Annotated in this window: 25 protein-coding genes; 11 read left to right on the top strand and 14 right to left on the bottom strand. The window is 62.3% G+C overall.

The features are described 5' to 3' along the window. The first annotated feature begins 464 nt into the window (after nucleotides 1–464). The 7 genes from rpmH to J0O65_RS05525 all read left to right on the top strand — a co-directional run bounded on the left by rpmH (nucleotide 465) and on the right by J0O65_RS05525 (nucleotide 5,197). Entirely contained in the window at nucleotides 465–599 is a 135-nt protein-coding gene (gene rpmH, locus J0O65_RS05555; RefSeq protein ID WP_010401996.1) for a 50S ribosomal protein L34, read from the top strand. A gap of 8 nt (nucleotides 600–607) precedes the next feature. Beyond that, complete coding sequence (gene rnpA, locus J0O65_RS05550; protein ID WP_251373512.1) at nucleotides 608–1,060, top strand: ribonuclease P protein component; 453 nt, start codon at nucleotides 608–610, stop codon at nucleotides 1,058–1,060. Then, the gene (gene yidD / locus J0O65_RS05545; RefSeq protein WP_215404933.1) at nucleotides 1,057–1,317 is read left to right on the top strand and encodes a membrane protein insertion efficiency factor YidD; all 261 of its coding nucleotides are present in this window, start codon (nucleotides 1,057–1,059) and stop codon (nucleotides 1,315–1,317) included. The genes rnpA and yidD overlap by 4 nt, the downstream gene beginning before the upstream one ends. 11 nt (nucleotides 1,318–1,328) lie before the next feature. Then, nucleotides 1,329–3,065: a membrane protein insertase YidC gene (yidC, locus tag J0O65_RS05540; protein WP_215404931.1), complete on the top strand. Its 1,737-nt coding sequence runs from the start codon at nucleotides 1,329–1,331 to the stop codon at nucleotides 3,063–3,065. Nucleotides 3,066–3,209: 144 nt separating this feature from the next. Next, nucleotides 3,210–4,589: a tRNA uridine-5-carboxymethylaminomethyl(34) synthesis GTPase MnmE gene (gene mnmE / locus J0O65_RS05535; RefSeq protein WP_215404929.1), complete on the top strand. Its 1,380-nt coding sequence runs from the start codon at nucleotides 3,210–3,212 to the stop codon at nucleotides 4,587–4,589. A gap of 9 nt (nucleotides 4,590–4,598) precedes the next feature. Then, nucleotides 4,599–4,904 carry a hypothetical protein gene (locus tag J0O65_RS05530; protein WP_215404927.1) on the top strand — a complete coding sequence of 102 codons (306 nt, stop codon included), beginning with the start codon at nucleotides 4,599–4,601 and terminating at the stop codon, nucleotides 4,902–4,904. Between the two features lie 92 nt (nucleotides 4,905–4,996). Then, complete coding sequence (locus J0O65_RS05525) at nucleotides 4,997–5,197, top strand: hypothetical protein (protein ID WP_152252880.1); 201 nt, start codon at nucleotides 4,997–4,999, stop codon at nucleotides 5,195–5,197. Between the two features lie 3 nt (nucleotides 5,198–5,200). Here J0O65_RS05525 and J0O65_RS05520 read toward each other — a convergent pair whose 3' ends face one another. Together J0O65_RS05520 and J0O65_RS05515 are read right to left on the bottom strand one after the other, a co-directional pair. Further along, complete coding sequence (locus J0O65_RS05520) at nucleotides 5,201–5,836, bottom strand: Hpt domain-containing protein (protein ID WP_215404925.1); 636 nt, start codon at nucleotides 5,834–5,836, stop codon at nucleotides 5,201–5,203. Between the two features lie 104 nt (nucleotides 5,837–5,940). Next, nucleotides 5,941–6,894, bottom strand: coding sequence for a CAP domain-containing protein (locus J0O65_RS05515; protein WP_251373509.1), 954 nt, complete (start codon nucleotides 6,892–6,894; stop codon nucleotides 5,941–5,943). 269 nt (nucleotides 6,895–7,163) lie between these two features. Between J0O65_RS05515 and pssA the strand changes: the two genes are divergently transcribed. Next, nucleotides 7,164–7,904, top strand: coding sequence for a CDP-diacylglycerol--serine O-phosphatidyltransferase (gene pssA / locus J0O65_RS05510; protein ID WP_251373528.1), 741 nt, complete (start codon nucleotides 7,164–7,166; stop codon nucleotides 7,902–7,904). On the opposite strand, the gene J0O65_RS05505 is transcribed toward pssA, so the two are convergent. Both J0O65_RS05505 and J0O65_RS05500 read right to left on the bottom strand, forming a co-directional pair. Then, nucleotides 7,901–8,827 carry an aldo/keto reductase gene (locus tag J0O65_RS05505; RefSeq protein WP_215404923.1) on the bottom strand — a complete coding sequence of 309 codons (927 nt, stop codon included), beginning with the start codon at nucleotides 8,825–8,827 and terminating at the stop codon, nucleotides 7,901–7,903. The genes pssA and J0O65_RS05505 overlap by 4 nt on opposite strands. Before the next feature lie 53 nt (nucleotides 8,828–8,880). Further along, nucleotides 8,881–9,444 (bottom strand): TetR/AcrR family transcriptional regulator, encoded by a 564-nt coding sequence (locus tag J0O65_RS05500; RefSeq protein WP_215404921.1) that lies wholly within the window; start codon nucleotides 9,442–9,444, stop codon nucleotides 8,881–8,883. A 225-nt stretch (nucleotides 9,445–9,669) separates the two neighbouring features. Here J0O65_RS05500 and J0O65_RS05495 point away from each other — a divergent pair, with 225 nt between their 5' ends. From J0O65_RS05495 to J0O65_RS05485, 3 genes are read left to right on the top strand one after another with little or no spacing between them, the layout of a single operon-like run. After that, nucleotides 9,670–10,356, top strand: coding sequence for a gluconate 2-dehydrogenase subunit 3 family protein (locus tag J0O65_RS05495; RefSeq protein WP_215404919.1), 687 nt, complete (start codon nucleotides 9,670–9,672; stop codon nucleotides 10,354–10,356). A 38-nt stretch (nucleotides 10,357–10,394) separates the two neighbouring features. Continuing rightward, nucleotides 10,395–12,182, top strand: a complete 1,788-nt coding sequence (locus J0O65_RS05490; RefSeq protein ID WP_251373507.1) for a GMC family oxidoreductase — start codon at nucleotides 10,395–10,397, stop codon at nucleotides 12,180–12,182. Nucleotides 12,183–12,196: 14 nt separating this feature from the next. Further along, nucleotides 12,197–13,594, top strand: coding sequence for a cytochrome c (locus J0O65_RS05485; protein WP_215404917.1), 1,398 nt, complete (start codon nucleotides 12,197–12,199; stop codon nucleotides 13,592–13,594). A gap of 63 nt (nucleotides 13,595–13,657) precedes the next feature. Here J0O65_RS05485 and J0O65_RS05480 read toward each other — a convergent pair whose 3' ends face one another. The 10 genes from J0O65_RS05480 to J0O65_RS05435 all read right to left on the bottom strand — a co-directional run. Continuing rightward, the gene (locus tag J0O65_RS05480; protein WP_152252885.1) at nucleotides 13,658–14,803 is read right to left on the bottom strand and encodes a D-alanyl-D-alanine carboxypeptidase family protein; all 1,146 of its coding nucleotides are present in this window, start codon (nucleotides 14,801–14,803) and stop codon (nucleotides 13,658–13,660) included. A gap of 114 nt (nucleotides 14,804–14,917) precedes the next feature. Then, on the bottom strand, nucleotides 14,918–15,571 hold the full coding sequence (locus J0O65_RS05475; RefSeq protein ID WP_102293819.1) for an alpha/beta hydrolase: 654 nt from the start codon (nucleotides 15,569–15,571) through the stop codon (nucleotides 14,918–14,920). Between the two features lie 35 nt (nucleotides 15,572–15,606). Next, nucleotides 15,607–15,924, bottom strand: a complete 318-nt coding sequence (locus J0O65_RS05470; protein WP_215404915.1) for a (2Fe-2S) ferredoxin domain-containing protein — start codon at nucleotides 15,922–15,924, stop codon at nucleotides 15,607–15,609. A 40-nt stretch (nucleotides 15,925–15,964) separates the two neighbouring features. Continuing rightward, the gene (locus tag J0O65_RS05465) at nucleotides 15,965–17,152 is read right to left on the bottom strand and encodes a VanZ family protein (protein WP_215404913.1); all 1,188 of its coding nucleotides are present in this window, start codon (nucleotides 17,150–17,152) and stop codon (nucleotides 15,965–15,967) included. Further along, nucleotides 17,149–17,769, bottom strand: coding sequence for an ABC-type transport auxiliary lipoprotein family protein (locus tag J0O65_RS05460; protein ID WP_215404911.1), 621 nt, complete (start codon nucleotides 17,767–17,769; stop codon nucleotides 17,149–17,151). The genes J0O65_RS05465 and J0O65_RS05460 overlap by 4 nt, the downstream gene beginning before the upstream one ends. Nucleotides 17,770–17,781: 12 nt before the next feature. Then, the gene (locus J0O65_RS05455; protein WP_215404909.1) at nucleotides 17,782–18,741 is read right to left on the bottom strand and encodes an MlaD family protein; all 960 of its coding nucleotides are present in this window, start codon (nucleotides 18,739–18,741) and stop codon (nucleotides 17,782–17,784) included. Further along, entirely contained in the window at nucleotides 18,741–19,643 is a 903-nt protein-coding gene (locus J0O65_RS05450) for an ABC transporter ATP-binding protein (RefSeq protein ID WP_215404907.1), read from the bottom strand. The genes J0O65_RS05455 and J0O65_RS05450 overlap by 1 nt, the downstream gene beginning before the upstream one ends. Continuing rightward, nucleotides 19,643–20,776, bottom strand: a complete 1,134-nt coding sequence (locus tag J0O65_RS05445) for an MlaE family ABC transporter permease (protein WP_215404904.1) — start codon at nucleotides 20,774–20,776, stop codon at nucleotides 19,643–19,645. Before J0O65_RS05445 ends, J0O65_RS05450 begins: the two co-directional genes overlap by 1 nt. A 57-nt stretch (nucleotides 20,777–20,833) precedes the next feature. After that, on the bottom strand, nucleotides 20,834–22,354 hold the full coding sequence (locus J0O65_RS05440) for a B12-binding domain-containing radical SAM protein (protein WP_215404902.1): 1,521 nt from the start codon (nucleotides 22,352–22,354) through the stop codon (nucleotides 20,834–20,836). A gap of 30 nt (nucleotides 22,355–22,384) precedes the next feature. Continuing rightward, the coding region (locus J0O65_RS05435; RefSeq protein WP_215404900.1) for a hypothetical protein at nucleotides 22,385–22,674 on the bottom strand (290 nt) is incomplete at its 5' end.

Below are 22,674 nucleotides of genomic sequence, written 5' to 3'. Positions count from 1 at the left end.
ATGTGCATAAGAGGCGACTTATCCCCCGGTTATCCCGTCGCAGGCAGTGCTGGCGCGGCCTGTGGCGGGGGCTTGCCGGCAGATGGAGACTGGCGCGGAAATTTCCAGGCGATCACGGCAATCCTTGACAAGAGGGGGGCATATGCTGAATAATTCAGGGTTCCCCGCCCGTATTCCGTGTTTATTCATTTGGAACGACAATATGGACTAAGCGTGGATTAACGACGCAGTACCAAATCGTAGCGAGCGGTGATGAGTTGTGGCTGAGGCGCGCAACCGTGCGAAGGCACGGTGAGCACCGGAGGCCGCAAATCGCTCCGCGTAGTAGATTTGGTGCGCGTTCAAGCGGGCGATGAGATTGGCCAGCTTGTGCCTTGGCATAAGTGCGCGATTGTCATTGGCACCAAAAACTGACGGGACGTCAGACCCGATTTTGCATTTTTTTTGTTTTTAGCGAGACCAACATGAAACGTACTTACCAACCTTCCGTCGTTCGCCGCAAGCGTACGCACGGCTTCCGCGCTCGTATGGCTACCCGTGGTGGCCGTGATGTGCTCAACGCACGTCGCGCAAAGGGCCGCAAACGTCTGGCCGTCTAGGCTTGTCGTTGACAGCTGATCGCGTGGCTAGCTGTACTCCAGTCGGCAATCAACGCGAAGGTTCACACGACTTCGCGCGCTTTCGGCGTATCGTTAAAACGGATGAATTTTCATCCGTTTTTCGTTTGCGCCCTTCGCAAAAAACAGCGCATTTTGTGCTGTACACCCGACACAATCAATTGCCGCATGCGCGGCTGGGCGTCGTTGTGGCCAAGCGTTTCGCGCCGCGCGCGGCGACCCGCAACACGATCAAGCGCGTCACGCGCGAGCTGTTTCGCAACAGCGCGCTGCCGCCGGTCGACTGCGTGGTGCGTTTGTCGCGCGCCGTCAACAGCAAGGATGGCCCGGCCACCACGACCCGGCTCAAAGCCGAGCTGCGTGAGGAATTGAGCCGCCTGTTCGCGGCGCAAATCGCCGCCCAGGCCCGTTCTGTTGCTGCGCCACCACCATCCGCGCCATGAAAACCCTGCTGCTGTTCCTGCTGCGCGCTTATCAGTTGCTGATCAGCCCCATGCTGGGACAGAATTGCCGTTTCTATCCGAGCTGTTCGCATTACGCGATGGAAGCGCTGCGCGTGCACGGTACGGCCAAGGGCAGCCTGCTGGCTGCCAGGCGCCTGTGCCGTTGCCACCCCTGGAATGAGGGGGGCGTCGACCCGGTGCCGCCGGCCGACGCCAAACAATCTTCAACGACCGCTTGCGGTTGCAACCACTCCTGACAAATACCCTAATGGATATCAATAAACGTACCATCCTGTGGATCGTGTTTTCCGTCTCGCTGGTAATTCTCTGGAACGAATGGATGATCTCGAACGGCAAGCCGTCGATGTTCTCCGCGAACACGGAACAAACCGCCAAGGCGCCTGCGACCCCTGCCAAGACGGATACCCTGGCTGCCTCGGCTGCTGCCGGCGTGCCTGCCCTGCCGGGTGAGGCTGTCGATCCCGCCGCGTTCAAGCGCGAAGTGATTACCATCACCACCGACGTCATCAAGGTCGATATCGACACCCTGGGCGGCCAGGTCAAGCGTCTGGAATTGCTGAAATTCAAGGGCGCGGGCAATCCGGGCTGGTTTGGCGGCTGCTTCGGCCTGTTCAAATGGTGCCAGCCTGACGACGGCAAGCAAAACGAAGTGCTGTTCGACGAAGGCGCGAACCATACCTACCTGGCGCAATCGGGCCTGGTCGGCGGTCCCTTCCCCACGCACGCGAGCGGTTTCACCGCGCAGCCTGGCGTACGCACCCTGGCCGATGGCAAGCAAATTCAACTGGTGATGGAAGCGGTCGAAGGCGGCGTCAAGCTGACCAAGACGTTTACCTTCAAGCGCGGCGACTACGTCATCGACGTGCGCCACGACGTGTCCAACGTGGGCGCTGCGCCCGTCACGCCGCAGCTGTATCTGCAGCTGACGCATGACGGCAACAAGCCGGTTGGCGACTCGTTCTTCAACAGCAGCTTCACCGGTCCGACCCTGTACACGCCGCAAGACAAGTACCAGAAGCTGACGTTCGAGAAAATCGAAAAAGCGGCCGTGGAAGACGAGAAGAAGGGCAACGACAACGCCATGAAGGCGCTGCACCCGGCCACGGCGAATGGCGGCTGGTTTGCGATTTCGCAACACTTCTTCGTCTCCGCCTTCGTTCCGCCTGAGAACGCCAAGCGCGACATCTTCACGAAGAAGGTCGGCACCAACCTGTACGCCATCGGCAACGTGCTGCCCCTGCCTACCCTGGCGCCGGGCGCCTCGGCCAGCATGGACAGCAAGTTGTACTCGGGTCCGCAAATCGCGCATCTGCTGGAAAACGTTTCGCCCGGCCTGGAACTGGTCAAGGATTATGGCTGGCTGACCATCATCGCCAAGCCGATGTTCTGGGTCATGGAACAGATCCACAGCGTGCTGGGCAACTGGGGCTGGACCATCATCGCCTTCACGATCCTGATCAAGCTGCTGTTCTTCCCGCTGTCGGCCGCCGGCTACCGCAGCATGGCCAAGATGAAACTGGTCACGCCGAAGATGCAAGCGATCCGCGAACGCTTCAAGGGCGATCCGCAAAAGATGAACCAGGCCACGATGGAGCTGTACAAGACGGAAAAAATCAATCCGCTGGGCGGCTGCCTGCCGATCCTGATCCAGATGCCCGTCTTTATCGCCCTGTACTGGGTCTTGAACGCGTCCGTGGAAATCCGCGGCGCGCCATGGATCGGCTGGATCACCGACCTGGCCCAGCATGACCCATGGTGCATCCTGCCCGTGCTGTACGCGATCTCGATGTTCATCACGACCAAGCTGAACCCGGCCCCGGCCGATCCGATGCAAGCGAAGATGATGCTGTTCATGCCACTGGCATTCTCGGTGATGTTCTTCTTCTTCCCGTCGGGCCTGGTACTCTACTGGGTCGTCAACAACGTCCTGTCGATCGGCCAGCAATGGGTGATCACCAAGAAATACGCGCCTGCCGTCAAGTAAGTCCGGCCAGCGAATCGAAAGCCCGCCTCGCGCGGGCTTTTTTTTGCCGGCTTTCCACGGACCTCCCCCCTTCATGTGCACCCGCTTTGTCGCTGAAAATAGCGCGGCTCCCGCAGCCTTTCCCGAATAATCTACAATATCCCCATGAAACTCGACTCTTCCCCTATCGCCGCCATCGCCACCGCTCCCGGGCGCGGCGGCATCGGCGTGGTACGCGCCTCCGGCAAAAACCTCGCTCCCCTGATGACGGCGCTGTTCGGCGCGCAGCCGCTCAAGCCGCGCCACGCCACCTATTTGCCATTCACGGAAAGCGACGGCGCCATCATTGACCAGGGCATCGCCATCCACTTCAAGGGACCGCATTCGTACACGGGCGAAGACGTGCTGGAATTGCAGGGCCACGGCGGCCCCGTGGTGCTGCAACTGCTGCTGGCGCGCGTGCTCGAAGCGGGCCGTGACAGCGGCTTGCGCCTGGCCGAGCCGGGTGAATTCACGCGCCGCGCGTTTTTGAATGACAAGCTGGACCTGGCGCAAGCCGAAGCCGTGGCCGACCTGATCGACGCGTCCACGGAAGCGGCGGCCAAGTCCGCCTCGCAATCGCTGTCGGGCGCGTTCTCGAACACGATACACGCGCTGGTCGAGCAGGTGACGGGCTTGCGCATGCTGGTCGAGGCGACCCTGGACTTCCCGGAAGAAGAAATCGATTTCCTGGAAAAATCGAATGCGCGCGGTCAATTGAAGGCCGTCATCGCAGCCTTGCATAAAGTGTTTGCGCAGGCGGCGCAGGGCGCGCTGCTGCGCGAAGGTCTCAATGTCGTGCTGGCCGGCCAGCCGAACGTGGGCAAGTCGTCGCTGCTCAACGCGCTGGCGGGCGCCGACGTGGCGATCGTCACGCCGATCGCCGGCACCACGCGCGACAAGGTCAGCGAAACCATCCAGATCGAGGGCATTCCGCTCAACATCATCGACACGGCCGGCATCCGCAGCGCCGGCGACACCATCGACGCTGTCGAGCGCATCGGCATCGAGCGCACCTGGGGCGAGATCGGCAAGGCCGACGTGATCCTGCACCTGCTCGACGCCGACCACGGCCCGACCTTGGCAGACGAAACCATCGTCGCCGCCTTCCCCGAAGGCGTGCCCGTGGTGCGCGTGTGGAACAAGATCGACCTGTCCGGCCACAAGCCCAGCGTCGACAGCTTGCCGGACGCCACCCACGTGTATCTGTCTGCGCACGAGCACATCGGTATTGACCTCTTGCGCGCGGAACTGCTGCGCATCGCCGGCTGGCAGCAGACGGGCGAATCGCTGTACCTGGCGCGCGAACGCCATCTGATCGCCTTGAAATCGGCCGGCAAGCACCTGGACATCGCCGCCCAGCACGCGGCGCAGGACGACCAGTCGCTCGATCTGTTCGCCGAAGAACTGCGCCTGGCGCAAGTGCAGCTGTCGAGCATCACGGGCGAGTTTTCACCCGACGATCTGCTGGGCGTGATTTTCAGCCGTTTCTGTATCGGCAAGTAAGGGGCAACGATGAAAATGTGGATCGCTGCCGTACTGTGCTGCCTGCCCTTGCTGGCTCAGGCTGAGGAAAAGCTGCCGCGCGACGTGGTGCAGTTCATTGATCATGCGCAAATGTGCGAGCATTTTGCCGGCGAGTGGGATGATAACGACAAGGCGCGCCAGCGCGAGATCACGCAAGCCGTGGCCGCTTTTTGTGGCCAGGCGCAGCGGCAGTGGAAGCGGCTGTCCGCCAGGTACGCCAAGCAGCCGCGGCTGCTGAAAATCATTGCCGAACAGGCCAATGACGCGGTGCGCAGCTACCGAAAGTCAGGCTAGCCTCTGCCCCGTTGAGAAATGTCATGGAGTCCAAACTGCGCTGACGTAATCTTGCTGAGCGGCCCTGAAGTGCCGCTAGGAAAGGAAGCGCCATGGACAGCAAACAGCCGGACGTCGTGGAACGCGAGGATGAGGTAGTGGCGCGCCCACTGCCCGCCATGCCGGAATTGATCGCCTCCTTGCCGCCGAAAGGCGCGTGCTGGTATTGCGACAAGCCGCTCGACGCCGTGCGCCGTTTCTGTTGCAAGAGTTGTGGCGTGGCGTATGCGGAAGAGGCGCAGTACAACAGCTGAGCGCTAGCGGCGCCGCAGCAGCGCCGCCAGCGCGCCGTCGTAGTCGAACTCATGCGCAGCCGCCGCCACTTCCTGGTAGACATGCACGCCGAGGCTGGCCGCCAGCAGGCTGGCCGAGTTTTCCAGAATGTCGATGGCCGCGCCGTCGCCTTCGCGCAGGTGGCTGGCCAGGCGCGCCAGCAGTAGCTGGATGGCGGGCGCGGCAGGGTCGGGCGCCACGTCCTGCGCCGCCGTGTGGGTTGCCTCCGGCGTGCCGAGCATGCTGCTGACCGCGCCCAGCAATTGATCCTGCGCCAGTTCCAGCTGCAGCATCTGCTGGGCCAGGTCGGTTGCCTGCGCGCGCAGCGCCGACTCCAAGGTCGCTGACAGGCCATGTACATGGTGCGCACCGATCATGCCGGCGGCGCCTTTCAGGGTATGCGCCTTCAGGCGCGCGGAGGCATAGTTGCCCGAGTCGAATTCGGCGCGGATCTGGCACGGCGTGGTGCCGTGGTCGTGCAGGAAGCGGCGCAGGATTTTCAGGTACAGGATGCGGTCGCCCATGATGCGCCCCAGTCCGTTCTCGACGTCGAGAATACGGACCATGTCGGATGCCGCGAGGGCGGCGTCATCATCGCAAGTGGCGTGTGGTTTCAGCATGCTGTGCGGAGCGCCCCAAAACTTGTCAATGGCAGTAAAGCAGAAAGCGCTATTTTACATCCAGTCGTCCTCGGCGCCGCGCCCGCTTGGCGCCCGCCTGCCGCCTAGCGTGTCGTGAAGGACCAGCTGCGCGCGACGTCCGCGCCATTGACTTTGCCGATGAAACTCACGTCATAGGTGGTGGCCGCCAGCAGGGGGGCCAGCGGGATGATGGCGGCCACTGAACGCGATGTATTGATGGGATCGGTTTCCTTGCTGAGCAGGCGTACCGTCAGGTCGGCGCCGGCGCCATGCTGGCGCACGGTGAATGCCGTCACGCTGAGGGTGGCGTCGAAATTCGCATGGACGCTGATGGGGTAGCCGACCACGTCCTGGTTGGGCACGGGATCGGGTTCCTCTTCATTGCTGGAAAAACTGGTGGCGACCTTGGTCTGTCCGCTGAACGGGTAGCTGACGATCTGTCCGGCTGGCAAGCCGGGGCCATAGCGGCTATTGCCCGCCAGGTCGGTGGTGAAATAGGCGTAGCCGCTGTTGTTGACGGCCGCACCGGCGCCGCCTTCCTTGAAGATCGGTTCAAAGATGAGGAAGCGGTGATACACGGCCGTGATCAGGTTTTCCGCCATGTAGAAGCCGGAGTTGGTCGCCACGCCCGCGATGACCTCGCCCCAGACGGAAGTGACGCCATAGCCTGACGCGCTCAGGCGGTCGTAGAGTGTTGCGCCGGTAAAGCCGGGTTTGCCCTTGATTTGATTGTGCACCACCACATTATTGCTGTTCAGATAGTTGGAGTGGCCGAGTGCCGCGTTGTCGATCAGACTATTGCGTACCAGCGGCGTCAACCCGACCTGACTGCGCCGGTAATTGATCCAGTTGAAACCATCGGTGGCGATATTGTTGCTGAGGACGGGTGCGCCCGGTTCCTGTGTCAGCTGCCCGGCCTGGGTCGAGGTGTTCAGCGACGTCTTGTCGCCGCTATCGCCGCCGCCACAGGCGCTCAGCAGGGCTGCGCTCAGCAGGGCGGTTATCCAGTATTTCCAACGCAGTGACGAGACAATCAAGTTGACTCCTGTATAGGTAGGCGGACAGTGGTGGGGAGCAGCGTACTGCCCTGTAAAACGATTCTAAGGTATTTTCGTACGCTGTAGAGCATCCATGAAAAGATATGTCGCGCGCTCGTGCACGGACGGTGCCGCGGCTGCGCAGGGTAGAATGGGCATGCTGCGGCGTTTGCCGCCGCTTCGCCTCATTCCCGCTACTTTGATTGCCCACAAATTTGAACACATTACCCAAGTCGCGCCTGCAGCGCGCCAAATACGCCTTGCCCAGCATGGTGACTTTGCTGTCGATAGCCTGCGGTTTTGCCAGCATCGTCATTTCCGTCGATAACGCGACTGCCGGCGATGCGGATGCCTACCGCCTGGCGGCGGCGCTGCTGGTGCTCGCCGGCGTGTTTGACGCGCTCGACGGTTATGTCGCGCGCCTGACGAATACCAGTTCCCAGTTCGGCGTGCAGCTCGATTCGATTGCCGACGTGATGAATTTCGGCTGCGCCCCGGCCGTCCTGTTGTACTGCTACGGCTTTGTGCAGATGGGCGTGCACGATCCGCTGCTGCTGCGTTTTGGCGGCATGGCCAGCTTCTTCTTTGTGGCCTGCGGCGCCATGCGCCTGGCGCGCTTCAATGTGAACGTGGGGCGCACCGACCCCCTGTATTTCGTCGGCATGCCGATCACGGCCGGGGCCGCCTGCGTGGCGGCCGTGGTGGTGGCCTGGCCGGCGCCCATCGATTCTACGCTGCATAGCTATCTGCTGATGCTGCTGCTGGTGGGCGTGGGCAGCCTGATGGTGTCGACCTTGCGTTTCCCCAGCTCCAAGCAAAAGAAAAGCCTGGCCGCGCTGCTGGTGCTCATCGTGGCCATCGCCCTGCTGGTGTGGCTGAAGACCAGTTTCTTCGCGCTCTTCTTCGCCGTCTACATCGGCGCCACCCTGCTGCTGAACCTGGCGTGGTACCTGGGCTGGCGGGGTATTGCGCTGCCGCAGGTATTCAACGACCCTGACGAGATCGACTAAGCCACCTCGTGCCCGCGCGCAGCGCGCAGGATGGCGAACCAGTCGCTGCGGCTGAGCGCAAATTGCGTGCCTTCCACGGCCACGCCGACGGCTTCGATGCGGCCCGTGCCCGTCAGCGGCAGGGGACGGCAAGGCAATTGCATGATCCAGGCGAATACCACGCTGGCAAATGGACGCTGCAGTTCATCCGCGATCTGCTTGATGACATTGCGCAAGTTCTCCACATTCGCATCGCCGCCCTGGAACAGCCGGCCGCCCGCCAGCGGCGACCAGATCATCGGCGCCACCCCCACGTCCTGCAAGCCGTCGAAGGTTTCGTCGAACAGGGGCGCCACGTGCAGCGGCGAGAATTCCACCTGGTTCGTCACCAGCGGGAAACGCCGGTGCAGGCACTCGAACTGGTGGCGGCTGAAATTCGATACGCCAAAGTGCAGCACCTTGCCCGCCGCTTTCAATTGCGTGAAGGCGCCGGCGATCTCGTCGAAATCCATCAGCGGGTCGGGACGGTGGATCAGCAGCAAGTCCAGGTGGTCGGTCTGCAGCTGGCGCAAGGTCTGTTCCACGGAACCGGTGATGTGCGCCGCGCTCGTGTCGTAATGCTGGATGGCATGGCCGGGACGGTGCGGCGACAGCAGCTTGATGCCGCACTTGCTGACCAGCTCCATCTTGTCGCGCAAGCCCGGCTGCAAGGCCAGCGCTTCGCCAAACAGGCCTTCGGCGCTGTAATCGCCATAGATATCGGCATGGTCGAAGCTCGATACGCCCAGCGCCAGGCATTGCTCGATGAAGGCCAGGCGCTGTTGCGCCGACATATTCCACTCGCCGATGCGCCACATGCCGGCGACGATGCGCGACAGTTCGGGACCGTTGCTGCTCAAACGGCTGCGCGGCGCTTGCAGGGTGGCGGGAAATACATGGCTCATGGGCTGGCTTTCTGGTGGTGGCGAAAAAGGTGACGCCACGATTATATCCAGTGCTAGAGCATGCTGCGGATAAAGCGGCAGCAGCGCTCCTGCAGGGCGTCGTCGAGCTGGCCGCCCAGTTGCATCTGGTACACCAGCGCCGATTGCAGCATGAAGGCGAACAGGCGCAGGTCGAGCTCGGCGCGCACGCCGATGTTGACCAGACGCTGCACCACCAGGGTGATCCATGGCGCGACGATCTGTTCGCGAAAGCGCAGCTGCGCGGCCGCATCATTGTGGATCAGCACCAATAAATCGCAGGTGAAGCGGCCATCGGCGTTCAGGTTGTCGAAGATGCGCGCGCAGATCGCCTCGATCTCCTGGCCGTCCGGCATGTCGAGCGCGCGCTGCAGCTTTTCCGCCGTGCGCTTGACGAGCGCGTCGAGCAGCATGTCTTCGCGGCGCGGCCAGCGCCGGTAGATCGTCTGGCGCCCCACGCCGGCCGCGTCGGCCACCATCTGTATCGTCACCGCTTCGAGCCCATGCTGGCGCACCAGCATGACAATCGCTTCCAGTACCGCATCTTCCACGCCCGCCTTGCGCGGGCGGCCACGCACCGCTGCCTCTTTTTTGATCACGTCTCACCCGTCTCTGAATGTTTCTTTTAATTATGGTACGATGCGCACCGTAAATGCAAAGCAACTGCTTGTCAATCATCTTGGTCAATTAACCGACAGGCGGATGCGCCGCGATACCCCAGTCATCTCCACGTGAAATCTGCAATCTCAGCGGCGCATGCCCGCATTTTCTTTCTGACTTCCACATCCATCACTGTGGCGGCTCTTGCCGCCTGAGGAAAACCTATGAAAATCATCGGGATTTCGCCCCAGCGGCGTAATTTCTTGCGCAAGGCCGTCGGCGCCGCGCCTGCCGTGGCCCTGCTGGCCGGCGGCGGCCTGGCCATGGCCGTCTCCAAGGACCAGCCTGCCTATAAACCGCGCTTCTTCGACGCCACCGAATGGGCCACCTTGAGCGCGCTGGTCGACCGCCTGATCCCGGCCGACGGCGAAGGGCCGGGAGCGCTGGAAGCGGGGGCGCATGAATTCATCGACTTGCAGATGAACACGCCCTACGCGTATGGCGCGCTGTGGTACATGCAGGGGCCGTTCGTGCCGTCGATCGAACAGTTCGGCTACCAGTTCCACATGGCGCCGCGCGAGCTGTACAAGAGCGCCCTGGCTGGCTTGAACGCGGCCGTCAACAGGCAGTCCGGCAAGCCTTTCGTGCAGCTGAACGGGGCCGAGCGCGACGCCGTCATCACGCAATTGCAAAAGGGAACGTTGGACATCGGCGCGGTGCCGTCGAAAGTCTTCTTCAACCAGCTGCTGCAAAACACGCGCGAAGGCTATTTTTGCGATCCCGTACACGGTGGCAACAAGGACATGCTGGCCTGGAAGATGGTGGGATTCCCTGGCGCGCGCGCCGATTACATGGATTGGGTGGAGCAGTATGGCAAGAAATACCCCTTGCCTCCCGTGTCCATCGCGTAAGACTTTTTGTAGCAGATCAAAGAAAAAGAAAAACCATCATGAGTGATATCAAACCCGATGTAAAAATGAAGCCTGTCGATGCCGTGATTGTTGGCTTCGGCTGGACCGGCGCCATCATGGCCAAGGAATTGACGGAAGCGGGCCTGAACGTGGTCGCGCTGGAACGCGGCGAGTACCGCGACACCTATCCCGACGGCGCCTATCCGAAGACCCTTGACGAGCTGACCTATATCCAGCGCAGCAAGCTGTTCCAGGACATGTCGAAGAGCACGTTCACCTTCCGCCACAGCATCACGGGCGTGGCCGTGCCCTACCGCCAGATCGGCGCCTTCAAGCCGGGCACGGGCGTGGGCGGTGCGGGCTTGCACTGGTCGGGCATGCACTGGCGCGTCTTGCCGGAAGAACTGCAGATCCGCAGCCACTACGAACGCCGCTACGGCAAGAAATTCATCCCCGAAGGCATGACGATCCAGGACTTTGGCGTGACCTACGCCGAACTGGAGCCGCACTTCGATTTCGTCGAGAAAGTCTTCGGCACCTCGGGCCAGGCGTACAAGGTCAACGGCATCGTCGTCGGCGACGGCAATGTGTTCGAGGGCGACCGCTCCGACAATTACGCGCTGGCGCCGCAAAAAGTGCCGTACACGGCCGAGCTGTTCCGCCGCGCGGCCAAGGCCGTCGGCTACCACCCCTTCGTCAACGCCTCGTCCAACGCGTCCGGCCCGTACACGAACCCGTACGGCTGCCAGATGGGCCCGTGCAACTTCTGCGGTTTCTGTTCCGGCTACGCCTGCTACAACTATTCCAAGGCCTCGCCCAACGTCAACATCATGCCGGCCCTGCGCATGGTGGCCAACTTTGAATTGCGCGCCAACTGCAACGTCGTGCGCATCAACCTCGATGGCAGCAAGAAGCGCGCGACGGGCGTGACCTATATCAATGCGGACGGCAAGGCCGTCGAGCAGCCGGCCGACCTGGTCATCGCGAGCGCGTTCGCCTACAACAATGCGCACCTGTTCCTGCTGTCGGGCATCGGCAAACCGTACGATCCCGTCAGCAACGAGGGCGTGGTGGGGCGCAACATCGCCTACCAGATGATGTCCACCATCCAGACCTTCTTCAAGGAAGATATGAACACGAATCCGTTCATCGGCGCCGGCGGCACCGGCGTCGCGCTCGATGACTGGAATGGCGACAACTTCGACCATGGCCCGCTGGGTTTCGTGGGCGGCTCGCCCGCCTGGTGCAACCCGGCTGGCTCGAAGCCCATTTCCGGCATCGCCACGCCGGACGGCACGCCCGCCTGGGGTGCGGCCTGGAAAAAGGCCGTCAAGAAGAGCTATCTGAACACGGTGTCGTTCGATTGCCACGGCGCCAACATGACGTACCGCGACTGCTATGTCGACCTCGATCCCACCTACACGGACAAGTACGGCCAGCAATTGCTGCGCTTTACCTTCGACTGGAAGGAAAACGACATCAAGATGAGCCGTTTCGTCACCGACAAGATGATGAAGGTGGCCGAGGCGATGAACCCGGAATCGATCAAGGTGTCCGTCAAGAACGTGGGCGACCACCTCGACTTGCGCAATTACCAGACCACCCACTGGGCGGGCGGCACGGCCATGGGCGCGGACCGCAAGACCAGCGTCGTCAACCGCTACCTGCAGAGCTGGGACGTGCACAACGTGTTTGCCGTCGGTTCCAGTGTGTTCCCGGTCGGCATCGGCTACAACCCGACGGGCCTCGCTTGCGCGCTGACCTACTGGTCGGCCAAGGCCATCCGCGAGCAATACCTGCAAGATCCCCGTCCCCTGGTCGCCTGATAAAGAACAAGAAGATGAACAACACATTCACCCATACCATGGGCGCGCTGCTGCTGGCGCTCGCTTCCAGCACCGCCTGGTCCGCCAGCGCGGCCAGTACCACCGTCCCGAACGCCCAGCTGATACGCCAGGGCGAATACCTGGCCCGCGCCGGCGACTGCATCGCCTGCCATACGGCCGGCACCAAGGGCAAGCCGTTCGCCGGCGGCCTGGGCATGGAAACGCCGATCGGCAAGGTGTATTCCACCAACATCACGCCCGACAAAAAGGCCGGCATCGGCGACTGGAGCTTCGCCGATTTCGACAAGCTGATGCGCACCGGCGTGACGAAACATGGTTACACCGTGTATCCGGCCATGCCGTATCCATCGTACTCGCGCCTGAGCGAGGCGGACATGCAGGCGCTGTACGCCTACTTCATGCATGGCGTGAAGGCGGACCCGACGCCGAACAAGGCGGCCGACATTCCATGGCCCTTGTCGATGCGTTTCCCGTTGACCATCTGGCGCTGGGCCTTCGCCCCCACGCCGCAGCCGTACAAGGTGCCGGCCACGGGCGATGCGCAATTGCTGCGCGGCGCCTACCTGGTGCAGGGCCTGGGCCATTGCGGCGCCTGCCATACGGCGCGCGGCGTGGGCATGCAGGAAAAATCGCTGACGGATGAGGGCAACACGACCTTCCTGGCGGGCGGCGGCGTGATCGACGGCTGGTCCGTGCCTTCGCTGCGCAATGAACATGGCGGCGGCCTGGCGCGCTGGAGCGCGGCGGAGATCGCCGAATTCCTCAAGACGGGCCGCAACAGCCATACGGCCTCGTTCGGCGCCATGAACGACGTGGTGGCCCATTCCATGCAGCACATGACGGATGGCGATCTGGCGGCGATGGCGAAATACCTGAAGTCCCTGCCGCCATCGACCCCGGCCACGCCCGCGTTCGTGGCCGACGACAAGCTGGGCAAGCAATTGTTCAGCGGCATCGTCAACTCGACAGGCGCGCAGTTGTACCTGGACCGTTGCGCCGGTTGCCACCGTTCCGACGGCAAGGGCTACGACAAGGCTTTCCCAGCCTTGGCCGGGAATGCCGTGCTGCAGACGAACGATCCCACCTCGGCCATCAACATCGTGCTGTCGGGCGGCGCCGTGCCGGCCACGCGCACGGCGCCGTCGGCGCTGACGATGGCGCCGTATGCCGACATCTTCAATGATGAGCAAACTGCGCAAGTGGTGACTTTTATTCAGACCAGCTGGGGCAACCGCGGCACGCCCGTGACGGCGGCGCAGGTGGCCAAGGTGCGCAAGGTGTCCGTGCCGGTGGCGCCATCGCAGACGGAAGCGACGTTTGCGGCAGGCCGCCACGGCACCTTCCCGCCCGTGGCGCGCCAGCCGCACCTGAAGGATGCGCCGGCGAAGTAAAGTCCGCGGACGAAAAAAATGCCCGCAGCGCTGCGGGCATTTTTTAAGGGGAACGCTGACTGCTTATTTCATCCACAGGCGCATCGAATCCCAGGCGCGGCCGAAGATCGTGGCCTGGTTGATCGGCTCCAGCGCCACGACCGGCAGTTCCAGCAGGACTTTGTCGTCAACCATCATTTTCAGTTTGCCGACAGGAGCGTTTTCAGCCAATGGCGCGACCAGCGGGTCCTTGCGTTCCAGCACGGGTTTCATCTTGGCCGCCGTGCCTTTTGGTACGGTGACGAGCACATCGCGGGCGAAACCGATTTTCACGGTGCCTTTCGAGCCTTTCCACACTTCCGGCGTGGCCACGGCCTGGCCTTTCGAGTACAGCTTGACCGTATCGAAGTTCTGGAAGCCCCAGTTCAGCAGTTTCTGGCTTTCCTGCGTGCGGGCCTGGTCCGACGAGGTGCCCAGCACCACGGAGATCAGGCGGCGCTCGCCGGTGCCGCCTGGGCGGCGGGCCGAGGCGATCATGCAATAGCCGGCCGCTTCCGTGTGGCCCGTCTTCATGCCGTCCACGGTTGGGTCCAGCCACAGCAGGCGGTTGCGGTTAGGCTGGGTGATCTTGTTGTACGTAAAGCTCTTGATGGAATCGATTTTGTAGAATTCCGGGTAGTCGGCGATCACGCGCTTGGCCAGCACGGACAAGTCTTGCGCCGTGGAATAGTTATCCGGGCTAGGCAAGCCATGCGGATTGGCAAAACGCGTGTTTTTCAGGCCCATGCGCTGCGCTTCGCGGTTCATCAGCACGACGAACGTGCCTTCATCGCCAGCAACGGCTTCAGCCAGCGCCACGGCGGCGTCGTTACCCGATTGAATCATCAGGCCGTGCAGCAAGTCGTCGATCGACACGGGGGTGGCCGGGTCGATGAACATCTTCGAGCTGCTCGAATCGACTTTCCAGGCGCGCACGGAGACGTTCACTTTTTGGTCCAGCGCCAGTTTCTTTTCGCGGATGGCGGCAAACGTCAGGTAAGCCGTCATGATCTTGGTCAACGAAGCCGGCTCGATGCGCGCGTCCGGATCTTGCGACGCAATGATCTGGCCACTGGTGGCGTCAAGCAACAGCCAGGACTTGGCGGCGATGGTCGGGGCTGGAACGCTCTGGGCGTAGGCGGCGGAAAAGAAAAATACACTGGAGGCCAGTGCCGCTAAAAGTTTTTTCATGGGGCTGGTCTGCGAGAAAAAGATGAAGGCTGAGGGCCATGCTGTTGCTACTGACATGGCCGCGTGGAAAAAACGGATCAATTATAGCCGTGGAGGCGCTAGTAAGCCCACACTTCAATGATCATCTGCTGCGATTGCGGGTTTGTCACCATGCCACAGGGCAATCACGAGGTTCTTGATGTGATTGAGCTTGCGGTGGAAAAAGTGGTCGGCGCCGGGGATCACGATCACGGGAATGTCTTGTGGACGGGCCCAGTCGAAGACGGCGGACAGGGGGATCGTGTCGTCCAGTTCGCCGTGGATCAAAATGGTGTCGGCGGGAATATCGGCCATGGCCCATTTGCCGGCCGCGCTGCCGATCAGCGCCAGGCGCTCGACGGGCGTGCCGGCGGCGGCCAGGCGCTCCTGCAGTTTCGATTGCACGAAGGTGCCGAACGAGAAACCGGACAGGGCCACGGGCAAGCCCGGGTACAGGCTGCGCATGTGCTCGTACAGCAATTGCATGTCGTCCGTCTCGCCCACGCCATGGTCATGCACGCCTTCGGAAGCGCCGACGCCGCGGAAGTTGATGCGTGCCACCACGTAACCGAGGGCGACAAACGCGCGCGCCAGGGTTTGCGTGACCTTGTTATCCATCGTGCCGCCGTATAGCGGGTGCGGATGGGCAACGAGGGCGATGCCGCGCGGGGTGTCTGCCGGGAAATCGAGCAAGCCTTCCATGCTGCCTGCATGGCCGGCGAGGGTAAATTTTTCCGAGTTTCTGTTCATGATGCTCATACTGGTGGCTATCTCTTAAATTGGCATTAAATCTTGAGGCGTTCGACAATTTTTCCGCCGACCAGGTGCGTATCGATGATTTCATCGATATCGCTGGTGTCGACATAGGTGTACCAGGTCGCTTCCGGGTAGATCACCAGCAGCGGGCCTTCCTCGCAGCGGTCCATGCAGCCGGCCTGGTTGATGCGGATCTTGCCCGCGCCATTCATGTCGAGTTCCTTGATGCGGCGCTTGCAATGCTTTTGCGCCGCTTCCGCGCCATGGTCGCCACAACTGTTGCGGCCGTCTTCACGTTTATTCATGCAGAAAAAAACGTGGCGTTCAAAATACGGTACGTCGCTCATACTATGCTCCTGCTGATTCATCAATGCGCCATGATAACGCTTATGGGTGGTCTTCGCGACGCTGGCGCTGCACGTCCTCCTGCCGGTTCAGGCGATGCGAGGGCAGGCACAGGAACCACAGGGCCATGAACGGCCACAGCAAGGCGAGGAATTGCGCAGCGCCATTGAAGTTGAGGAACTTGCCTTGCACCCAGCCTTGCAGAGTCGACATGAAATACGGGTTGATCGGCGTCGTATTCACCATCACCAGGCTCAGCAGCAAGGTGGCGGCCGCGATGCGGCGCTGTGCCACGTGTGGCGCGAACGCCAGGCCACCGAGCATGATCAGGCCGATCAGGAAACCGCCCTGGGCGCCCGGCGTGATCCAGACGAAGGCGTTCTCCGGCGAAAACAGCAGCGCGCTGGCCATCGAGCGCACGGTCAGGGCGGCGGCGATCAGCGTCAGCATCAGGATGGTGCGCGGCGCGGCGCGGCGCAGCAGGCACAGCAAGGTAAGCACGGCGCCCGTCATGCCGCAAGCCGTGATGATGGTTTCCGAAAGCCAATACTGTTCGACGGTTAATATCACGTCGGGACGCAGGTAGGTGGCCAGATCGATCTCCATGCCCACCAGGCGCGACAGCCAGTCCGACAGGATCGGCAGCAGCTGCCCCAGGCCGAACAGATAGCCTTGCGGGTAGATCTGCGCCAGCGGCCACAGGGCCACCAGTACCAGGCCCTGGCTGGCGTGCTGGGCAAACCAGCGCTGGCGCAAGCGGTACAGATGGCTATGGTCGAGCAGCTTGCGCGCCGTCAGGGCGCCGATGAGGGCGCCGAGGAAGCAGCCTGCCGAATTCGTATAAAAGTCCAGATTCGACGATACGCGGCTGGGCAGATAGGTTTGCACGGCTTCCATGCTGCCGGAAATCAACATGCCGCACAGGCTGGCGACGACGACGGCAAAGAATCCCGTGATTCTTGGAAACAGCGAATACACGATCAGCGCGCCCAGCGGGATATAGCCGACGACGTTGACGCCCACGTCAAAGCCCGTCCAGTAGCGGGGCATGCGCGTGTTTTCCAGGAAGGTCAGCGGCGACAAACCATTGCTGTGCCAACCCGTGAACGGGAACCAGCTGGCGTAGACGATCAGGAAGACGTAGGCGAGCAGGGTCGCGCGCGACACGGGCGAGGAGCGGACGGGCGGCAGTGGTGCCGCCGGACTGGGGGGGGGAGCTGGCGCCGTCATTCTTTCGGGATGGCCAGCGTGCCCAGCCAGGTCAGCAGGTCGGCGGCGATGGCGTCCGAGGCCGCCGCCAGCGCCTGCGCGCCCCCTTGCGCGTCGGCGCTGCCGGCCGGGCCGCTGCGGCTGAAGGTTTTCTGGTCGATCAGGCGGTGGCCGCGGAACAGCGAGGCGCGCAGCGACACATGGCCGCTGCTGTGCGACTGGGTATCGAAGTTTTGCGAAAAATCATCGACGTCGATGCGCAGCAGGGGCATGCCGGCCGCCGCGTCCGTTGCCGACAGCACTTTCACGCCGCTTTGCGCCACGCGGGTTTTCAGGCGCTGGCTCAACAGTTGCAGCGGCGGCGTGTTCCAGCGGTTGTAGGCGTACGGCCGCGATTGCTGTGCATCGGCGTACAGCAAGCGGTAATACATGCGCTGGCTGTCCAGCCAGGACGGGCCATTCGCATCGGCGATGACCAGCACGGGCACGGTTGGCGGGGCTGGTTGCGCGGCTGCCGACGGCGCGGCCGGGCCGAAATCATAGAACGTGGGCAAGGGGCCGCGGCTGGCGCAGCCGCCCAGCAGCAGCGCGGATGCCAGGGCCAGCAGGCAGGCCGGGGAAAGGCGGGGGAAGTTCATCGTGCTATCTCCTTATTTGCCCGGCGCCGAAAAACCGGGTTCGCCCGGACCGGGCGGAATGTCTGGGGCGCCGAACAAGATGCTCTGCGGCTGTTCATTGAGCGTGCTCATGGTGGTTTTCAGGGCGCGCATCGAGGAGCGCGCCTCGCCGCTCATTTCGATTACCTGCGGCAAGACTTCCAGCGACACGCCATTGGCCACCGTTTCCACCGAGCTGCCGACCCGCTCGACCGTGCCATTGACCTTCTCGAGCACGCCGCCAGGCGCCTGGATGTCGTTGCCCAGTTTTTTCCACGTGGCCGTCAGGTCCGACACGTTCTTGCTGGCCGTGCTGACGGCCGTCAGGGTTTGCCGTGTCTGTTCCGTCAGTTGCGGCAATTGCGTCAGGGTCGGCTCCAGTTGTTGCGGGATGGCGCCGAAGGCCTTGGCCGCCTTGCCCACTTCATTGAAGGCGCCCAGCATGGCCGCCTGGTTGTCGGGGCTGAGCAGGTTGTTGACTTTGTTGGTGATCTGTTCGGCCTGGTCGAGGATGCGCTTGCCGCGCTTTTCCAGCTGGTCGAGCAAGCCGGCGCGCAGGGGGATCAGCGACGGCTTGTCCTTGCTGGTGCCCAGCAGCTTGGAACCCACGTGCTCGTCGTCGAGCTGGATGTAGGCGATGCCCGTCACGCCCTGGTAGCCGAGGGTGGCAAACGTCGTGTTGGTGACGGGGGTGTCGGGCGCCACGCTGATGTGCACGAGGATTTGCCCCGCCTTTTGCGTGTCGAAGTCGATGGCGTCGACCTTGCCCACCTCCAGGCCCCGGTAGCGCACGGTCGCCTGCGGGTTCAGGCCCGGCACGGACAGGGTGGTGGCGAGCAGGTAGGGCACCCGTTCCACGCGGTCGCGGTTGAACCAGACGCCGAACAGGATGGCGGCCACCAGCAAGGTGAGTGTAAAAAATCCCGTCATCAGGGCATGTGATCTGTTTTCCATTACTTCTCCGCTTTCTTGTCTGTGCCGGCGTCGCCGCCTGGCTGCGCCGCCTTGTCCGCCGCCTGTTTTTCATCGAGGACGGCCAGCGCGCGCTTGCCGCGGTCGCCAAGGAAAAATTGCTTGATGAACGGGTGGTCGACTTCGATCACCTCGCGCGTGGGGCCGATGGCGATCACGTGTTTTTCCGCCAGCACGGCGATACGCGTGGACAGGGCGAACAAAGTGTCGAGGTCATGCGTGACCATCACCACCGTCAAGCCCAGTTCGCGGTGCAGCGACTGGATCAGGGCGACAAAGCTTTCCGACAAGTCCGGGTCCAGGCCCGCCGTCGGCTCGTCGAGGAACAGCAGCTTCGGTTCCAGCGCCAGGGCGCGGGCCAGGGCCACGCGCTTGATCATGCCTCCCGACAAGTCCGACGGCATTTTGAGCGCATGTTCCGGGCCCAGGCCCACCATATTCATCTTTAATAATACCGCGTCGTGCACCAGCGCTTCGGGCAGCACGCGCAATTCGCGCATGGGCTGGGCCACGTTGTCGAACACGGTCAGGGCCGAATACAGCGCGCCTTGCTGGAACAGCATGCCCCAGTGGTTGCGCAACTGTTGCAGCTGGTCGGAACTTGCCTGGTTGATATCTTCACCAAAGACTTTGACGCAGCCGCGGGCCGGATGTTCCAGGCCCAGCATCTGGCGCAGCAGCACCGTCTTGCCCGTGCCGGAACCGCCCACGATGGAGAGGATTTCGCCCCGTTCGATTTCCAGGTTCAAGTCCTGGTGCACGACGGTGCGGCCGAACTTGGTCCACAGATTGGTGATTTCCACCACGGGCGCGCTGCCATGCAGGTTGAACTGGCCTTCCTTGCCCCCGTTCACCTCGCAGGCGATATCGGTATCGTCCGTCATCAGTAGCCCACTCCATTGAAGACGATGGCGAACACGGCGTCGGCCAGGATCACGACGGTGATGGCCGTGACGACGGCGGTGGTGGTGCCGCGTCCCAGGCTTTCCGTGTTGGCCTTGATGCGCAGGCCGAAGTGGCAGGAGACGAGGGCGATCAGCATGCCGAAGATGGCGCCCTTGCCCAGGCCGATCATGTAGTTGGCCAGCGGCACGGCGTCGGGCAGCTTCTGGATGAAATAGCGCGCCGACAGATTCAGTTCCACCTTGGCCGCCACCATGCCGCCGATCAGCGCGGCCGTATCCGTCCAGATGACGAGCAGGGGCATGGAAATGGCCAGGGCCAGCACTTTCGGCATGATCAGGCGGAAACCGTGCGAAATACCCATCACCAGCATGGCGTCGAGCTCTTCCGTGACGCGCATGACGCCCAGCTGGGCCGTGATGGACGAACCGGAGCGGCCGGCCACGAGGATGGCGGCCAGCAGCGGCCCCAGTTCGCGGATGATGCTCATGCCCAGCAGGTTGACCAGGTAGATGTCGCCGCCAAAGGCGCGCAGCTGCTGCGCGGACAGATAGGACAGCACGACGCCGATCAGAAAGCCGACCAGGGCCGTGATGCCCAGTGCCTGGAAGCCCGCATGGAAGATATTGGCGGAAATTTCACGCCATGGCCCGCGCATCGGGTGGCGCGCGAAGCGGCCGATATCCTGCGTCACCTGGCCCACGAGGGCGACAAAACCCTTCAAATGTTCGAAAAACAGCAAAACGGCCATGCCCAGTTTCATCACGGGCGTGAGGCGGTTGGCGCGCGAGGGCGGCGTTTGCAACGTTCCCGTTTCTTCGATGCGCCGGAAAAACTCTTCCAGCGACGGCGCCAGGGTCAGCTGCGCGGGGCGCTGCTTGCCCCAGGCATTCCAGAACAGCTGGGCGCCGATATGGTCCATGCTGTCGATGGCCGACAGGTCCCATTGGACCTGGGTGTCGCCCTGCAAGGGCTTGAGCTGGGCGTCGATGGCCTTGATCGCATTGTCATGCGCCAGCGCGTGCACCTGCCAGGTGCCACTGGCAGTGACTAGGGCTCCCTGTCGGGAGCTGGTATGGGAAAGGGTCAGTTTCGGCGATTGTACAGTCGGCATCGTGCCAGTTTAAGGGAGAATGGCGCAGACCGCCACCGCTGTTCAATCGCCGGACTGTCAGGACGCCAGGTGGCGCGCCTGCCGCTGCGGCAGGGCGACGTCCGGGCGCACCTTGGCGTTGCCAGTACTTGCTTCGCTTGGCTTGGCGTGCGCAGCCGTCTGCGCGCCGCCTGCATAGTCGCTGGCCACGAGGGCGTTGGCCTCAAGCGCGCTCATGCCGCGCGTCTGCAGCCATTGCGCCACCAGCTTGGCCAGGCGCTCCATGGCGATGCGGTGGGTGGCGTCCGTGTGGGCGTATAGCCAGTTCGAAAAATCCATGAAGTTTTCAAATGGCGCATCGCCCAGCATCCATTGCACCGTATTGGCGAAGCGGCCGGAGTTTGCCACCAGGTCCCAGTAGCGGGCGAAGCGCACGAGGCGCTGCATGCTCATGAAATCGAGCTGTTTATTCGCCAGGATGGTGTAGGGCGGGTGCGGGTCGAACACCATGCCATAGTTTTCCGTATGGCGGATGATGGGCGTGCCGCGCAGGCGTTTCAGGATGCCGAACTGGATTTCATGCGGTTTCAAGGCCACCAGCTTGTTGAAGCCGGCCGCGAAGCTCGCTTCATCCTCGCCCGGCAAGCCGGCGATCAGGTCCACGTGCAGGTGGGCGTTCGATTCCTCGCACAGCCAGCGGATGTTATCGGCCGCCTTTTGATTATCCTGCTTGCGGCTCACCAGCGCTTGCACGTCCGGATTGAAGCTCTGGATGCCGATCTCGAATTGCAGCGCGCCGGGCGGGAACTTGCTGATGCCTTCTTTCAATGCGTCAGGCAAGTGGTCGGGCACCAGCTCGAAGTGGGCATAGATGGGATCGTCCGGGTTGGCTTCGATCTTGTCGAGGAAGAACTGCATGATCTTCAGGCTGGTCTTGATGTTCAGGTTGAAGGTGCGGTCGACGAACTTGAACAGGCGCGCGCCGCGCGCATGCAGGGATTCCATCTCGGCCAGGAAGTTCTCCAGCGCAAAGGGCCAGGCCGTCTTGTCCAGCGCCGACAGGCAGAATTCGCACTTGAACGGGCAGCCGCGCGACGCTTCCACGTAAATCGTGCGATGGCGGATATCGTCGTCCGTATACAAGGAGTAGGGCAGCTGCAGTTCCGCCAGCGGGGCTTGCACGCCGGCATGGATCTTCATCAGCGGTTTCGGGCCGTGGAGGATCTCGCCGCACAGCTTGGGGAAGGTGACGTCGCCCCAGCCCGTGATCAGGTAATCGGCCAGCTTGACGATCTCCTGCTCGCCCGCCTCATGCGACACTTCCGGCCCGCCCAGCACGATGATGACCTCGGGCGCCACGCGCTTGAGCATGGCCACCAGCTTCGTCGTTTCCTCGACGTTCCATATATACACGCCAAAACCGATGATGCGCGGCTTGTTCAGCAGGATGCGCTCGACCAGTTCCGTGGTTTTCGTGCCGATGACGAATTCCTGCAGCCGTGTTTGTGCCTGCAGCGGCCCCATGTTGGCCAGCAGATAGCGCAATCCCAGCGAGGCGTGGGTGTAGCGGGCGTTCAAAGTGGAGAGCAGGATGGTCATGACAGGTGCGGATCGAGGAAAACAGCCATTTTACGCTGCACGCGCCGATTTCTTTGGATAAAGCTTGCTTCCTGGTCTGGACTTGGCTATAGTTCGCCTCCCCAATGAGACGCAGTCACTGCGGCACTTGAGGATCACCGGAAACGGCGATGAGTAGTAAAGAAGGTGTTGACGGATTTGGCGAAATGCCTCATACTCTTCCTTCTTCGCGGCTGACAAACACAACGCTTTGTCGATAGCGCGAGAGCAGTAAATAAACAGTACCGAATACCGTTCTTTAACAATTAACAGTCGATAAGTGTGGGCATTTGATGCAAGTG

Origin of the sequence: Janthinobacterium sp. JC611, assembly GCF_018682595.1 — a bacterium.
GTDB lineage: Bacteria > Pseudomonadota > Gammaproteobacteria > Burkholderiales > Burkholderiaceae_D > Janthinobacterium.
The sequence above is the reverse complement of the archived record's forward strand: the minus strand, read 5'-3'. Positions and strand labels throughout refer to the sequence as shown.